General features: G+C 66.7%; 13 protein-coding genes. 9 read left to right on the top strand and 4 right to left on the bottom strand.

The window, feature by feature from the left end:
* Positions 1 to 50: 50 nt before the first annotated feature.
* Positions 51 to 2675 (top strand): ATP-dependent helicase HrpB, encoded by a 2625-nt coding sequence (gene hrpB, locus QWJ37_RS09400; RefSeq protein WP_290245128.1) that lies wholly within the window; start codon positions 51 to 53, stop codon positions 2673 to 2675.
* 127 nt (positions 2676 to 2802) lie between these two features.
* Complete coding sequence (locus QWJ37_RS09395; RefSeq protein ID WP_290245127.1) at positions 2803 to 3834, top strand: FUSC family protein; 1032 nt, start codon at positions 2803 to 2805, stop codon at positions 3832 to 3834.
* Here the strand turns inward: QWJ37_RS09395 and QWJ37_RS09390 are convergent.
* Positions 3831 to 4943 (bottom strand): hypothetical protein, encoded by a 1113-nt coding sequence (locus tag QWJ37_RS09390; protein ID WP_290245126.1) that lies wholly within the window; start codon positions 4941 to 4943, stop codon positions 3831 to 3833. The two genes, QWJ37_RS09395 and QWJ37_RS09390, sit on opposite strands and share 4 nt — an antisense overlap.
* Before the next feature lie 322 nt (positions 4944 to 5265).
* On the opposite strand from QWJ37_RS09390, the gene QWJ37_RS09385 reads away from it, so the two are divergent.
* The 5 genes from QWJ37_RS09385 to QWJ37_RS09365 all read left to right on the top strand — a co-directional run bounded on the left by QWJ37_RS09385 (position 5266) and on the right by QWJ37_RS09365 (position 11469).
* Complete coding sequence (locus tag QWJ37_RS09385) at positions 5266 to 6846, top strand: sodium:proton antiporter (RefSeq protein ID WP_290245125.1); 1581 nt, start codon at positions 5266 to 5268, stop codon at positions 6844 to 6846.
* Between the two features lie 27 nt (positions 6847 to 6873).
* Positions 6874 to 7203 carry a hypothetical protein gene (locus QWJ37_RS09380; protein ID WP_227927882.1) on the top strand — a complete coding sequence of 110 codons (330 nt, stop codon included), beginning with the start codon at positions 6874 to 6876 and terminating at the stop codon, positions 7201 to 7203.
* Between the two features lie 185 nt (positions 7204 to 7388).
* Positions 7389 to 8810 carry an MDR family MFS transporter gene (locus tag QWJ37_RS09375; RefSeq protein ID WP_290245294.1) on the top strand — a complete coding sequence of 474 codons (1422 nt, stop codon included), beginning with the start codon at positions 7389 to 7391 and terminating at the stop codon, positions 8808 to 8810.
* A gap of 97 nt (positions 8811 to 8907) precedes the next feature.
* Complete coding sequence (locus tag QWJ37_RS09370) at positions 8908 to 10179, top strand: ion channel protein (protein ID WP_290245124.1); 1272 nt, start codon at positions 8908 to 8910, stop codon at positions 10177 to 10179.
* A gap of 63 nt (positions 10180 to 10242) precedes the next feature.
* Positions 10243 to 11469 (top strand): acyl-CoA dehydrogenase family protein, encoded by a 1227-nt coding sequence (locus tag QWJ37_RS09365; protein ID WP_227902036.1) that lies wholly within the window; start codon positions 10243 to 10245, stop codon positions 11467 to 11469.
* A gap of 39 nt (positions 11470 to 11508) precedes the next feature.
* On the opposite strand, the gene QWJ37_RS09360 is transcribed toward QWJ37_RS09365, so the two are convergent.
* The 3 genes from QWJ37_RS09360 to QWJ37_RS09350 all read right to left on the bottom strand — a co-directional run bounded on the left by QWJ37_RS09360 (position 11509) and on the right by QWJ37_RS09350 (position 13548).
* Positions 11509 to 12345, bottom strand: a complete 837-nt coding sequence (locus QWJ37_RS09360) for an SMP-30/gluconolactonase/LRE family protein (RefSeq protein ID WP_227902035.1) — start codon at positions 12343 to 12345, stop codon at positions 11509 to 11511.
* Between the two features lie 81 nt (positions 12346 to 12426).
* Positions 12427 to 13008, bottom strand: coding sequence for a TetR/AcrR family transcriptional regulator (locus tag QWJ37_RS09355; RefSeq protein WP_227902034.1), 582 nt, complete (start codon positions 13006 to 13008; stop codon positions 12427 to 12429).
* A 75-nt stretch (positions 13009 to 13083) separates the two neighbouring features.
* Positions 13084 to 13548: a GatB/YqeY domain-containing protein gene (locus QWJ37_RS09350; RefSeq protein ID WP_227902033.1), complete on the bottom strand. Its 465-nt coding sequence runs from the start codon at positions 13546 to 13548 to the stop codon at positions 13084 to 13086.
* Positions 13549 to 13688: 140 nt separating this feature from the next.
* Between QWJ37_RS09350 and QWJ37_RS09345 the strand changes: the two genes are divergently transcribed.
* Together QWJ37_RS09345 and QWJ37_RS09340 are read left to right on the top strand one after the other, a co-directional pair.
* Positions 13689 to 14138, top strand: a complete 450-nt coding sequence (locus tag QWJ37_RS09345; RefSeq protein WP_227902032.1) for a Fur family transcriptional regulator — start codon at positions 13689 to 13691, stop codon at positions 14136 to 14138.
* Positions 14139 to 14303: 165 nt separating this feature from the next.
* Positions 14304 to 14594, top strand: a complete 291-nt coding sequence (locus tag QWJ37_RS09340) for a hypothetical protein (RefSeq protein ID WP_227927878.1) — start codon at positions 14304 to 14306, stop codon at positions 14592 to 14594.
* Positions 14595 to 14729: the final 135 nt, after the last annotated feature.

Genomic DNA, 14729 nt, shown 5'->3' with positions numbered 1-14729 from the left:
CGGCGCTCCTTTGGGCCGGGAAGAACCCGGCCGGAGGGCAGAATGGAAAAGTGAATGCTCCATCCTCCCCGTTTCCGCCGGACCTGCAACGGGCTTTTGACCTGTCCCGCATAGGTGCCGGCCTGGCCTTCGCAGAGTCACTCCCGGAGCTGGCGGCCCTGCTTGCCGCCGGAGCCGGGAGCGCAGTGGTCCAGGCACCGCCGGGCACGGGCAAAACAACGCTGGTGCCGCCGGCGGTAGCCAACGCCGCTGCGAAGGCAGCCGGCACCCGGGGCCGGGTTCTGGTCACCCAGCCACGCAGGGTTGCCGCCCGGTCAGCGGCCCGCCGGCTGGCCCAGCTTGACGGGTCAGCACTCGGACAGCGCATTGGCTACACGGTCCGGGGAGAGGCCCGCACCTCCGCGGAGACCATCATCGAGTTCGTGACGCCGGGAATCCTGCTGCGCAGGCTCCTGGCTGATCCAGGGCTGGAAACGGCTGCGGCCGTCATCCTGGACGAGGTCCACGAACGCGGACTGGAAACGGACCTGCTGCTGGGGATGCTCGCCGAAGTCCGGCAGCTGCGCGGTGACCTGACACTTATTGCCATGTCCGCGACCCTGGATGCGGAACGGTTTGCCGCGCTGCTCGGTGACGGCGACGGCCGCGGGCCGGCGCCGCTGGTCGACTGCCCCTCCGCCCTGTACCCGCTTACTGTCCAATGGCGCCCGCCGTCCGTGCCACGGTTGGATGAACACGGTGTAACGCGCGGGTTCCTGGATCATGTGGCAGATACCGCTGCCCTGGCGCACTCCGACGCGCAGGCCGGTGACCCCGCCGTCGACACGCTGGTGTTTGTCCCCGGTGCCCGGGAAGTGGCCCACGTGGCCAGCCGCCTGCGTTCCCGGACTCCGAAGGGAACGGAAGTGCTCGAGTTGCACGGGCAGGTCCCGGCGCGGGAACAGGACCGGGCGGTTTCCGGCCGGGGGGCGGGAGAACCGGCACGGATTATCGTGTCCACGGCGCTGGCGGAATCCTCGCTGACCGTCCCGGGCGTGCGCCTGGTAGTAGATTCGGGCCTGGCGCGTGAGCCCCGGCGGGATGCTGCCCGCGGCATGTCCGGGCTCGTCACGGTCTCCTGTTCCCGGGCATCAGCCGAGCAGCGGGCCGGGCGGGCCGCCCGCCAGGGGCCGGGCCGGGTGGTGCGCTGCTACGACGACAGGGCCTACGGTGCAGCACCGGCCCACCCGACTCCGGAAATCGCCGTCGCGGACCTGACCGGCGCGGCCCTGATGCTCGCCTGCTGGGGTGCGCCGGGAGGCACCGGCCTGGCGCTCCCGGATGCACCTCCGCCCGCTGCCCTGCAGGAGGCCGTCTCCGTGCTGCGGGGACTTGGGGCTGTTGATGCCCAAGGTATGGCTACCGCGACCGGTAAGGCGCTCGCCGCTGTTCCTGCCGACCCCCGTCTGGCCCGGGCCCTCCTGGACGGGGCGGCGTCCGTGGGGGCCCGCCCGGCCGCGGAGGCGGTGGCCCTGGCAGCCGGGGAGGCGCGCGCCCCGGGCGCGGACCTTACCCGCCTGCTGTCCGACCTGCGTTCCGGCCGGGACCCGGGACATCGGCGCTGGGCTGAAGACGTCCGGCGGATGGAGACGGTGGCCCGGAAACAGCATCCACCGGCGTCCGTGGCCGGGCAGCACCCCTGGGTCCCCGATCCGGACGAAGGTTCGGGGTACGTGCTTGCCTTGGCGTTCCCGGACCGGATTGCCCGGCGGGTGCCGGGCACCGGGCCGGAGCGCTATCTGCTCGCCTCCGGCACCCGGGCGGGCCTTCCGGCGGGCAGTAGCCTTGGCGGCCAGGAGTGGCTGGCCGTGGCAGAGGTGGCGCGTGCTGCCGGCCGGGATGCCGCGGGCACGGGCGCCGTGATTCGGGCTGCCGCACCCTTGTCAGCAGCGTCCGCCGAAGCCGCTGCTGCGCATCTGCTCACGGATACAGTGGAGGCCCGGTTTGCCGGCGGGCGGGTCAGCGCCCGTCAGGAACGCCGGCTGGGCGCCATTGTGCTCTCCTCTACACCGGTCCGGGCTTCCGTTGAGGCCGGCCGGGATGCCGTTGGCCGTGCGTTGTTGAAGGAGGGACTGGACATTATCGGCTTTTCACCGGCTGCCGGCACGCTGCGCCGGCGGATGGCACTGCTGCACCGGGAACTGGGGGAACCGTGGCCCGATGTTGCCGAGCAGGCGCTGCTGGCCAGGCTCCAGGACTGGCTTGCACCGGAGCTCGACGCACTGGCGGCCGGCAGCCCGGTGCGCGGCATCGACCTCACCGAACCGCTCCGGCGGCTGCTTCCGTGGCCCGAGGCCGCGCACATGGGGGAGCTGGTTCCCGAACGGCTTGAGGTGCCCAGCGGCTCGCACGTGCGGATCGACTATGCAGGGGAGCGGCCCGTGGTAGCCGTGAAGCTGCAGGAGTGTTTCGGGTGGGCACAGACTCCCCGCCTGGTCCAGGGCAGGGTTCCGGTCCTCTTTCATCTGCTCTCACCGGCGGGCCGGCCGCTGGCGGTGACGGATGACCTGGCGTCCTTTTGGTCCGGACCGTATGCACAGGTGCGGGCTGAGATGCGGGGCCGGTATCCCAAGCACCCCTGGCCCGAAGATCCCTGGCAGGCCAAGGCAACGGCACGCACCAAGGCCCGGATGTAGGGGCGGGGTTCCGGGGCGGTACTGAGTGCAGAGTCACAGCCGCCCTGCCCCGCCGCGAAGCACGGCGGGTTTTAGGCTGGAAGGGCAGCGCGCCGTCCTGTGCTGCCGTGAAAGGCTGTCTGCACCCGTGAAGTACTCCGTCCGTGAATTCCTGAGTATCCCCTCCGGCCGCGGACACCGCTTCCCGGCCGTGCGTGTTGGCCTGGGGATGCTGCTGCCGCTTTTGGTACTAATTCCGGCCGGACGTACCGATCTGACCATGTGTGCCATCTTTGGTTCCCTGACCGGCGTGTTCGGGCGCAGCGAACCGCACTGGCGGCGGCTGAAGCAGCAAACCGCTTCCGGCGTGTTGATGGTCCTGACGGTGATGGCCGGGGTGGCCTTGTCCCAGGCCGGCCGCGGACCCTGGACAGTGGTATTCACCGGAACCCTGATTGCTGCGGGCATCTCTGTGGCTGCGGATTCCCTGCGGGTGCGCCCGGCCGGCCCGTTCACTTACATTTTTGCCTTTACAGCGACGTCGGCCGCGCCGTTTGCCGGTTCGCTGGTCGAAGCATTTCTCACCGTCACGGCAAGTACGCTGCTGGCGGTGCTGTTGGGAGTGGCCGGCCGGCTGCACGCCCGCCGGCATAGCCCGGGCCGTCTCCGGGAGCCGGCGGCACGGCTGGGCAGCCCGAGGCGTGCCCGCCGGTTGCTGGTCCACGCAAGCCGTTACGCCGCAGCAGTAGGCATTGCCGGCACGGTATCCGCAGGGCTCGGCCTCGGACACGGATACTGGGCAATGCTGGCTGCCTGCGCCCCACTGGCCGCCGTCGAACTGTCCCGGGGACCAGCCAGGGCAGTGCACTTCATTGCCGGCACCTATGCCGGCGTACTGTTTTCCGCCCTGCTGATGCAGGTGCCCTGGTCAGCCGTGCAGCTGGCATTGCTGCTGGCCATGCTGCAGTTCAGCGGTGAACTCTATGTGGTCAGGCATTACGGCGCCGCCATGGTGTTCCTGACGCCCGTGGCGCTGATGATGACGGGATTTACGCACGGCGGAGACGTGTGGGCGCTAACCATGGACCGGTCACTGCAAACTACTATTGGTGCGCTGGTGGCGCTGGCAGTGGTCGCCGTCACCACTCCGCGGCATGCGGGATCCAGGGTGCGGGGCTAGCGCCGGGTAGCAATGAAAAGCTGCGCGGGTCCGCGGACCCGGGCCTGAACCGGGTCCCCAAGATAAAGGACGCGGCAGCCCTCTGATACGGGTGTGGTGGTGCCACCCACGGTGATTTCCGCGCGCCCCTTCGCTGAGAGCACTATGGCAAAACGGCCCAGCTGGACGGTCTCTTCGGTGTCATCCAACACCGCACGCCCCAGATGCAGATCCTCGCTCCACAGCGGAATCCTGTCCTGGAAGCCGTCAACTGGGATAACCGGCAGGGGGGCCGGCGTTGGCTGGTCCTCACGCAGGACCTGCTGGAGTTCACCGGTATCCACGTAGTCCCTGGTCAGGCCCACCCGCAGCGAGTTCTCGGAGATGCTCATCAGCACCACTGCCTGACCGGACACGTAAGTATGCAGGCAGCCCGCCGGTGTGACCATGGCCTGGCCTGGTTCCAGATGGATGTGATTCATGCAGACGGCGTAAAGGATGCCGCGGTCCCCGGGAAACAGTTCGCGGAGACGGCGAACCGTGGCCACGGTATCGGCCACCGCCCCGGTGGGGTTCGTGGCCCTGTCCACTGCAAAATTTGTCTCCCGCAGCGCCCGCTGCTGCTCGTCACGCGTCATCCGCAGCACGGCGTGGCTGGGCGATTCATGCTGAAAGGTGACGAAAGACCGGAGCCAGGGCAGATCCAACCCCTCGGCGACCTCCCGGAGGGTCGCAGGGTTACGCTCGCCGGACAATACGCTGACGGGGCTTACCGCAACGGCTACTTCCACCTTGGCATGGCAATCTTTGTAATTGCGGTTGCCTGCACCCATGGGTACGCCCCGGGCCTGCTCGCGGATAAAGCCTGCCTGGGCCTGCTCCACGGAGGGGTGGATCAGGATCGGGGGTGGAGCCCCCGCATCCAGCAAACGCATCCGGAAGGGGACAGGGTGTTGGGGCAGGGCATCCGGGCCGGTGAAGTGCTCCGGATGCTGTTCGGCGAGACGGTCCAGGGCATCCGGTATGTCGGCAGGGTCCCAGTCGATCAGCAGACCGGGGCCGCGGGCAGCGGTCAGCGTGCCCCGCTGTGAAACGGTAGGGACGGGGTCATACAGATGTGGAGTCAACATCTTAGAACTCAAATCACCTTGATTTGTGCACTCAAAATGCCTGTTGAATAATCTTAACGCTGTCCACATCCGGGCTTGACACCGCGGGCGGGGGTTCCCGCTGTGAGGATGCGTATGCACGCCTGTGATGTTCGCCCGTGAAGTCTGCCGGGTTCCACCCGCCCCGGGGCAAGCCTGCACTCGATGCATTCATTCACTCTCCCGGACCGGGTGCAATAATTGTCCGCAGACCAATAGGCAGTGACCCAGACCCGGAAGAGGTTGCGGACAGACATGGCATGCATAACAGCTCCGGACTCCAGGCGCGGAAGGTGCTGAGACCATGGAATTCCTGATACTGCTGATCGGACTGCTGTTCGGAACCGTACTGGCTGCCGGCGTCGGTGAACGTATCCGCCTTCCGTACCCGGTGCTGATGCTGATCTTCTCCGCCCTGATCGCTTTTCTGCCGATCATTCCCGAGGTGCACATCAACCCGGAACTGATCCTGCCGCTCTTCCTGCCGCCGCTGCTGTACGCCGCGGCGCAAAGAAGCTCCTGGTCCGTCTTCCGCCTGCGGTGGCGGTCACTGGTGCTCCTGGCCGTAGCCCTGGTCGCAGTCACAGTTGCGGTGGTTGCCGGGGTTTCCTGGGCCATGATCCCGGCCCTCGGACTACCGGCCGCAATTGCCCTGGGTGCCATTGTCGCCCCGCCGGACCCGGTGGCGGTGGAAGCGGTGGCAGGCAAGGTAAAAATGCCGCGCCGCCTGATCACCGTGCTCCAGACAGAGGGCCTGTTTAACGACGCCATCGCCATCGTGATCTTCCAGGCCGCCGTGGCGGCCAGCACCAGCGGAGGTGAAGTCGGATGGGATGTGGTTCCGAGGTTCCTTATCGGTGCAGCGGGAGCCGTCCTCCTGGGCCTGGCCATGGCGTGGCTTATTGGCAGCCTGAACCGTTTTGTCCCGAACATGGTGGCCCGTTCGGCAGCTACTCTGGTGGCGCCCTATGCCGTGTACCTGATTGCTGAAGAAGCGCACTTTTCGGGGGTGGTGGCAGTGGTGGTCACCGCACTGGAACTTGGACGCCGGGCCCGCCCGCAGGATTCCGAGGAACGGCTCACCCGTACCGCTTTCTGGGACGTGGTGGAGATGCTGACCACTGGTGTTGCGTTTGGCCTGGTGGGCATCGAGATGCGGTACATCATCGAGGACGAGGGGGCGGAACTGCTCGGCTTCGTTCCCGGAATTGCCGCAGTATGCGTGGCCGTCCTGGTGGTGCGGTTCCTGTGGATGCTGGGTATCTACCGGCTGGGCGGAACCGAGATGAACCGGGTTCCCGGCTCGCTGAAGGAAGTCCTCGTGCTGACCTGGTGCGGCATGCGCGGGCTCGCCACCCTGGCGCTGGCCCTGGCGCTGCCCGGCACCACCATGGCCGGGGAGGCCCTGCCCGGCCGGAACTTCGTGGTCGCGTGCGCCGCGGCCGTACTCGTGGTCACGCTCGTTATACCCGGCCTGACCCTGCCCTGGCTGATGCGGGTCCTCAAGCTGCCCGATGACCACCGGGACGCGGACCGCAAGGAACGCGAACTGGCGCTTCGCGCGGAACGGGCAGCCATAGAAAGCATGAAACGCTCCACGGCAATTGCGCAGCTTCCGCCGGAACGCCGGGCCGTGCTGGCCAAGCGGATGTCCTCGCTGCACTCAATGCTGCAGGGCGATGACGAGCCGGATCCGCAGAAGCTGCTGGACCGCAAAGCCACCCTGGAACTCATGGATGTGGTCCAACGTGAAGCCATGGACGCGGCACGGCGCGAGGTGCTCGCAGCCCGACGCCGCCCCGGCACGGATCCCGAGGCCGTGGACCGAGTGCTGCGGCGGCTGGATCTGAGGACCGTCACCATGGACCACCGGGAACGGCACTAGGCTCCTTCGCGGCTAGACTGCGGGTTTATGAGCGAAAACGATCAGTCCTGGCCGCTTTTGGGGCTGGCATGGGTGGTGCAGGCGGCTGCCGCCATCACCCTGGCGGTGGCAGTGGTGATATTGCAGCTGTGGATTCTGCCGGAGCCGGTGCTGCTCACTCTGCTGCTGGCACTGATCCTTGGGTCCGTGGTGATGCTCCTGCTGGCCGCCCCGCTGATCTTCACCTGGCTGCGCAGCCGCGTCCGGCGGACCTGGGTGATGGTGCTGGCCATGGCTGCCGTGGCCGTGGTGTTTGGCTGGTGGCTGGTGGTTGCCTGCGTCCTTGGGTTCGGGCTGCTGGTCATTGGCTTCGGATAGCCCGGATTAATCCCCGGGTGTTCCAAACGCATAGGATGGCAGGCCGGGCATCGATCGCCGCGTGCCCCAGCAACTATGCGTGATTGGATTTCACCCCTTTGAGTCTTGACCCCCACACCAACTCTTCACCGCTGCCCGCAGCGGGCACCACAAAACGCGCCGGACGGAAACCGGCACCGGACGCCCTGGATCCGCGGACGAAAACCGTTATCGGGCTGCTGCTCGTTTCCTCATTTGTCGTAATCCTGAACGAAACCATCATGAGCGTGGCTCTGCCCCGGCTGATGGCGGACCTGAACATCACTGCGGGAACCGCCCAGTGGCTTACCACCGGGTTTATGCTCACCATGGCCGTGGTAATCCCCGCGACCGGGTTCCTGCTCCAGCGCTTCTCCATGCGCGGCCTGTTTATGACCGCCATGTCCCTGTTCAGTGCCGGCACCCTCCTCGCTGCCCTGGCTCCCGGATTCGGTGCCCTGCTGGGCGGGCGGATCATCCAGGCCGGCGGTACGGCCATCATGATCCCGCTGCTGATGACCACGGTGCTGAACGCGGTGCCTGCGCACAGGCGCGGCCGCATGATGGGAACCATTTCGATTGTGATCGCCGTGGCTCCGGCCATCGGGCCGACCGTTTCCGGCATCATCCTCAATGCGCTGGACTGGCGCTGGATGTTCTGGCTGGTGCTGCCCATTGCCCTGCTCTCGCTGGTCCTGGGGACAGTCTTCATCCGCAACCTGACCGAACCGAAACGGGTTCCCTTCGATGCCCTGTCCATAGTGCTCTCCACCTTTGCCTTCGGCGGAATCATCTTCGGCCTGAGCAGCATCGGAGAGGCGGCCCAGGGCAAGGAACTGATGCCGCTGTGGATCCCCCTGACCGTCGGTGCACTGGCCATGGCCGGGTTTGTGTACCGCCAGCTGGTGCTCCAGCGCTCTGACCGGGCACTGATGGACCTGCGCACTTTCACCAGCAAGCCGTTTGTCATAGCTGTGGTTATGGTGCTGGTGAGCATGATGGCCCTGTTCGGCTGCCTGATTGTGCTCCCGCTCTACCTGCAGAACGTGCTGGGCCTGTCCACTCTGGAAACCGGTCTGCTGCTGCTGCCCGGCGGTGCGGTCATGGCAATCCTGTCCCCGATTGTCGGCGGTCTCTTTGACCGTTTCGGACCGCGGCCGCTGGTGATTCCCGGCGCCCTGGTGCTGAGTGCTTCGCTCTGGGGCATGACCATGCTGACGGAGGATTCTCCGGTGCCACTGGTAATCCTGCTGCACTGCTTCCTGAACGCCGGCCTCGGCTTTATCTTCACCCCGCTGTTCACCTCTGCACTCGGTTCCCTGGACCGCACGCTGTACTCGCACGGCAGCGCCATCATCAACACGCTCCAGCAACTGGCAGGAGCGGCAGGTACGGCAGTCTTCATCACGCTGATGACAGCCGGCACCACCGCTGCAGTTAATGACGGCTTGGCGGCCATCCCGGCAGCAGCGGCCGGAATCCATACGGCCTTCTTCTGGGGCGCCGTGATCTCCCTGGTGGCACTGGCGGCGTCATTCTTTGTCCGCCGTCCCGTGAACGAACTGCCTGACGGGGTGGGCGTCCACTAACCCGGTGTGCCTGTTGTTCGGCAGCGGCGGCCACTATCCTCGGTAACGCAGGTGCAATCCGCCCCATCACAGGCACTGCACTCCGGGAAGTGGCACCATGTCCGAGCACAGGCAAGCCCCCGGCGGAAACCGCGTCCGGATGCTGCTGGCCCTCGCGGGCCCGGCGGTCCTGTTCGGCGTGGTGTCCGCCCTGGTCCTTTTTGGTCTCGACAGGCTTAGCCTGCTGCTCGAACACTGGGTCTGGGCGGACCTGCCGGCCGCCGTCGGCGCGGATCCCGCGGGCGGCTGGTGGATTCTGGGCACCTTGACGGTTACCGGGCTCGCCGTGGGACTCACTGTACGGTTTGTGCCAGGCCATGCCGGCCCGGATTCAGCAGCCGCCGAACTGGGCGGTCCGCCGCTGCCGCCCGGCGTGGTGCCGGGGCTCGCCCTGGCTGCAGTCCTTGGACTGGCCGGGGGCGTCAGCCTGGGACCGGAGAATCCGATTATTGCCATCAACACCGCCCTGCTGAGCGCGCTGGCAGGGCGGTTTTTCGTCCGCATACCCGCCCGGGTGATCGCCGGCCTCGCGGTGGCAGGAACCGTGGGTGCCATGTTCGGCACACCCGTGGCGGCCGCCCTGCTTTTTACCGGCTTGGCCGGCGCAATGCGCACCGGGGGAGCCCTCTTTGACAGGCTTTTCCTGCCGCTCGTCTCCGCCGGTGCCGGAGCAGTAACCATGACTCTGCTCGGTGGCACGCTGCTGCAGGTCCGGCTCCCGCCCATGGGCGCCCCGGACGGCTGGGACGTACTGGCGGCGCTGGTGATTGCTCCGCTGGCGGCCGCATTCGGCCTGCTCGGGGTAGTGGTCTTCGCCCGGGTGCACAGCGGATTCCGGCGGCTGGGAAGCCCCGTCCTCTACACCACGCTCGGGGGAGCGCTGCTTGGCCTGCTGGGTGTGCTCGGCGGGCCGGTGACCCTGTTCAAAGGGGCGGCCGAATCCGCGCGCCTGCTCCAAAACCCGGGCGGCGAGGAACCCTGGGCCCTGCTCGGTGACGCACTGGTGAAACTCGCCGCCCTGGTCATAGCGGCGGCAGCAGGCTTCCGTGGCGGGAGGATATTTCCTGCCGTTTTTATCGGCGTTGCCGCCGGCCTGGCGGTTGCCGGGTTTGTGCCGGGCATACCGGTAGCGCTGGCCGTGTCCGCGGCCGTGCTCGGGCTGGTACTTGCCGTGGCCCGGGACGGCTGGATGGCCCTCTTCATCGCCGTGGTGATCACCGGCGACGTCACCGTGACCGGCGTCCTTTGCCTGGCCGTGCTGCCGGCCTGGCTGGTGGTCACCAACGCCCCGCACATGCTCGCCGAACAGGGCGTCCCGGAAAATCCTTGACCACGGGTGTGACGGACCCCATACTAAATGAACGATTAGTTAGTGCTTACGTCAGGAGCCCCGATGACCGTCCTCCAGTCCGCCCGTCCCACCTTCGATCCGAACGACGTCGCCGACGTTGATGCCGACCTGTACCTGCTCGACGAGCAGCTGGATGAGGAGGCAAAAGACGTGCAGGCGAGGGTACGCGCCTTCGTGGACCAGGACCTGCTGCCGGTCATCAACGGATACTGGGAGCGGGCCGAGGTGCCGTACGAGCTGATTCCCAAGCTGGCAGCCCTCAACATCGCCGGCGGCACCATCAAGGGATACGGGTGCCCCGGCATGAGCCGGATGTCGGCCTCCATCGCAGCCGCTGAGCTGGCCCGCGGCGACGGCTCCATCAACACCTTTTTCGGGGTCCACTCCGGCCTGGCCATGGGCAGCATCGACATGCTCGGCAGTGAGGAACAGAAACAGCGCTGGCTGCCGGCCATGGCCCGGTTTGAAAAGATCGGCGCCTTTGCCCTGACCGAGCCGGCGCACGGATCCGACTCGGTCTCGCTGGAGACCAGTGCCCGGCGCGAGGGCGATTTCTACGTCCTGAACGGCAGCAAGCGATGGATCGGCAATGCCAGCTTTGCCGACATCGTGATCATTTACGCCCGGGATGAAGCCGACGGCGCGGTTAAGGCGTTTGTCATGGAGAAGGGCGCCGAGGGCCACCCGGCCGGGTATAACGCCGAAGTCATCACCGGAAAGATGGGCAAGCGTGCCGTGCTGCAGCCCAACATTGTCATTGAGGACCTGCGCATTCCGGCCGCGAACCGGCTGGAAAACTGCAACTCCTTCAAGGACGTAAACAAGGTCCTTGCCGCCACCCGCGGGGGAGTGGCCTGGGAGGCGCTGGGACATGCCGTGGCTGCTTATGAGATTGCCGTCGCGTACGCCAAGCAGCGCGTACAGTTCGGCAAGCCGATTGCCGGGTTCCAGCTGGTGCAGAACAAGCTGGCCAACATGCTTGCCCAGCTGACCGCCATCAAGCTGACCTGCTTCCGGCTCAACGAGCTGGGCGAATCCGGCCAGATGACCAGCCCCATGGCATCCATGGCGAAAATGTTCGCAGCGCGGCAGGGACGCTGGATCTGCCAGGAGGCACGGGACATCATGGGCGGCAACGGACTGCTGCTCGAAAACCATGTGGCAAGGCACCTGACCGACATGGAGGTGGTCTTCACCTATGAGGGCACCGACACCATGCAGTCCCTGATTCTGGGCCGGCACATCACCGGCCTGTCCGCCTTCGCCTAGAGCATCAGAGGCCAGCCGGAGAACAGTCGACGGACACCTCTAGGGGTGTTGGGGCCCGCCAACCCGCAGCCCCAGCACCCTGCCGGTGTTCCCCGCCATCGGGTCCATGGCCTCCGGCCACTGTGCGGTCATCATAAAAAGCAGTCCGCCGTCGTCTCCTCCCACAGCACAGGAGAAACAGCCCTGCTCCAGCTGTACGGACTCCACAACGTCCCCGCCGGGCCGGATTCGCACACACCGCTCACCGGGCACTTCGGCAAACCAAATGCCGCCGGCACCGTCCCAGCAGATGCCGTCCGGGGCACTGCCGGGCACCCCGGCCCACTCGCCCGCGGGGGTGAGCGTGCCATCGGCATTGATAGTGAAGGATGCCAGGCGGCCGGCGTTGGATTCGGCCACCACCAGGGTGCTGCCGTCCTCGGAGACCAGCATTCCGTTGGGGAAGGACAGTCCGCGGGCGACTGTCTCGGCGGAGCCGTCCGGCCGGACCAGGGCTATGATGCCGTCGCTGCCCGCCCCGGCGGCGTAGTCCGCCCCGATGCCGTTGACGTAGGCGTTGCCGCCGGGGTGGACGGCAATCTCGTTCCAGGGGTGCTCGGAGAGCCGCCGCAGATCGGCCAGCGGGACCAGCCCGGCGTGGGGTACCTCCACCAGCACGGTGCCGTCACTGCCCGAGACCACGACCATCCTGCCGTCAGGCAGCCAGTCAAAGCTGATGGGGAAGGACGGCACCGCTGCGGCACGGCGAATGTTTCCCTGCCGGTCCAGCGCCGAGATGGTGCCCGCTGTCCAGTCCGCAAACCAGAATTCATTGCCGTGCCAGCGTGCGGATTCGCCCATTCCAATGCCGGATGCCAGGGTTGCCGGTTCCGCCATGCTGCACCTCGCTTCATCCGGGTGTTCCAGTGTGCAGGTACAGTATGCCGCCCGCACGGTTCCGGGAACAGACGGTGCGGGTCAGGAGCCGGCGGCGCCAAGCATCCGCAGCGCCAGCATGCTGTGGTTCGCCGCGACGTCGGCCGCGGTGAGCCTTCCGTCCGCGCGGAACCAGCGGGCCACGTCGATGCACAGGGACAGAAGAGCGAAAACAGCCAGCCGGGTGTCCGGCACCGAGAACACACCCAGTTCGCGCCCGCGGTCGACGACGGTCCGGAACTCGGCGTCCACCGCACGGCGGATCTCAAGCACCTCGGCCCGGTGCTCATCGCTGAGGGCGGGCAACTCGAAGTTGACCACGCTGGATTTGGTCCGGTTGCTGCTCTGCCATTCCACAAAGTCCCGCACCACGTTGCGGATCTGCTCCACCGGATCCGTGCTCGAGGCCATTCCGGCCCGGACCAGCTCCAGGGTCCGCTCATGGCCCAGCTTCGAGATGCTGTACAGCAGCTCTTCCTTGGACCTGTGGTGGACGTACACGGCCCCGGGCGTCACCCCTGCTGCTGCAGCAATGTCCCGCGTAGTGGTGCCGTGAAAACCCTTGGCTGCGAAGGCCTCGGTGGCGGATTCCAGCAGGCGCTGGCCCGTGTCGGTTGCGGGCACCTGATCCTCCGGATTCTGAACAAAATGAGCGTTTAGCAACCAGAGTAACAGGGGAGTGCATCCGGTGCGGGGCGGTTAGGCCAGGCGCGAGCGGACAATCTCGCTGACCGTTTTGCCGTCAAACCGGCCGGCCACCCTGGCCGTCACCGGTTTCATGACCTGCCCCATCTGCCGCATGGACGGTTCCGTGCCGCCGGCGCGCAGCCCGGCAATCTCCTCGTCCACGATGGCCTCAACCTCTGTCCGGCTCAGCGCAGCCGGCAGGTACGCCTCGATAATCTCCGCTTCTGCGATCTCCGCCGTGGCGCGGTCCGCTTCCCCTGCCTCGGTGTAGATCCGTGCGGTGTCTCGCCGCTTGGCTGCCTCCTTCTGCAGCAGGGAGATGGTCTGCGCGTCATCCAGCTCCACGGGTGTCTTCCCGGACTTTTCCCGCGTGCCGATTTCACCAAGCACATTGCGGACCGTGGCCAGCGCCGTGCGGTTGCCGGCTTTCATATGCGCTTTCATATCCTGCTGCAGCCGGTCTTTGAGCGTTCCCATACCCTGTTCCTCTTTCCTTGACACAAGTTCCTACCCTCATCCTCCCCTACACGGGAGGTGCCGGTCACAGCGTCCGGAATCACAGTCCGAAAGGGCGGAAGTTGTCTTGAGTCGCTCAAAACAACTGATAGGGTTTTGATATGCAGACGGACGAAGACACGGAACGGCTGGCCGGGAACATCCGGACCGCCGGACTGAAGGTCACCGCGCAGCGCCTGGCCGTACTGCAGGTGCTGCAGCAGACCCCGCACTCCAGTGCGGAGCAGGTTCTTGCTGCCGTCCGCGAGGAATTGCCGAACATCTCCGCCCAAGCGGTTTACGGCATCCTGGCCGCCTTTACCGAGGCCGGCCTGGCGCGACGGCTTGAGCCCGCCGGTTCACCGGCCCTGTACGAGTCCCGAGTGGGAGATAACCACCATCATCTGGTGTGCATTCACTGCGGGAAAATCAGGGACGTTGACTGCGTGATTGGCCAGGCACCCTGCCTGGAGCCGTCGGATGATTCCGATTTCACCGTGCTGGCCGCCGAAGTGACATTCAGCGGCATCTGCAGCAGCTGCCGGCAGCTGGCGGAATCCTCCGCCCCGTAGGCAGCACCAACCGTCGAACCACCGGCGGGCCCCTTTCAATGGCGATTACCCCTTTCCGGGCTTCACGCTGCCCGGAAACCGCCCCTGCCCCGGCCTGCACTTGTGCAAACCGGCGGTAGGAACCGGCCCGAGTCTCACCACAACGCGTTATCCGAGGAGAGAACCATGACCATTTTGATCACCCCTACCGCCACCGCCCGTGACGATAACCGCCAGGACTCCGCTCCGCGCCCTGCCGTTGCCGAACGCACGGAACAGGCAGCAGCTCCGATCCGTCCCGAAGGCAGCTACACCAGCCGCTATGACTCCGCTGCGGAAACCCGCCGCACCCCGCGCTCCCGGGGAAGCTACGTCACCGCCGCCAGCCAGCGGACCCGCCCCGCGGGCAGCTACACCTGCACCGACGGAGCATCTGCTCCCCGCCGTGCCCGCGGCAGCTACACCTTTCAGGCGTAGGCAGCGGCGGCATTCCCCGGCGCAGGCTGCGGTGCAGACCGTGCGGCCGCGCCGGGCGGGACGTGCGCAGCCGATAAGCTGAATGCTCGTTGTCCCGCGGGGGCGAGGAAGACCACCCCCCTATGAGAGGACACC

Source organism: Arthrobacter sp. YD2 (genome assembly GCF_030410475.1).
Classification (GTDB): domain Bacteria; phylum Actinomycetota; class Actinomycetes; order Actinomycetales; family Micrococcaceae; genus Arthrobacter_B; species Arthrobacter_B zhangbolii.
This window is presented reverse-complemented; position numbering and strand designations above follow the sequence as displayed.

Coding starts and splice junctions, on each gene's coding strand:
- QWJ37_RS09390 (WP_290245126.1), bottom strand. CDS start 4,943: ATGTTGACTCCACATCTGTATGACCCCGTCCCTACCGTTTCACAGCGG.
- QWJ37_RS09385 (WP_290245125.1), top strand. CDS start 5,266: ATGGAATTCCTGATACTGCTGATCGGACTGCTGTTCGGAACCGTACTG.
- QWJ37_RS09380 (WP_227927882.1), top strand. CDS start 6,874: ATGAGCGAAAACGATCAGTCCTGGCCGCTTTTGGGGCTGGCATGGGTG.
- QWJ37_RS09370 (WP_290245124.1), top strand. CDS start 8,908: ATGTCCGAGCACAGGCAAGCCCCCGGCGGAAACCGCGTCCGGATGCTG.
- QWJ37_RS09365 (WP_227902036.1), top strand. CDS start 10,243: ATGACCGTCCTCCAGTCCGCCCGTCCCACCTTCGATCCGAACGACGTC.
- QWJ37_RS09360 (WP_227902035.1), bottom strand. CDS start 12,345: ATGGCGGAACCGGCAACCCTGGCATCCGGCATTGGAATGGGCGAATCC.
- QWJ37_RS09350 (WP_227902033.1), bottom strand. CDS start 13,548: ATGGGAACGCTCAAAGACCGGCTGCAGCAGGATATGAAAGCGCATATG.
- QWJ37_RS09345 (WP_227902032.1), top strand. CDS start 13,689: ATGCAGACGGACGAAGACACGGAACGGCTGGCCGGGAACATCCGGACC.
- QWJ37_RS09340 (WP_227927878.1), top strand. CDS start 14,304: ATGACCATTTTGATCACCCCTACCGCCACCGCCCGTGACGATAACCGC.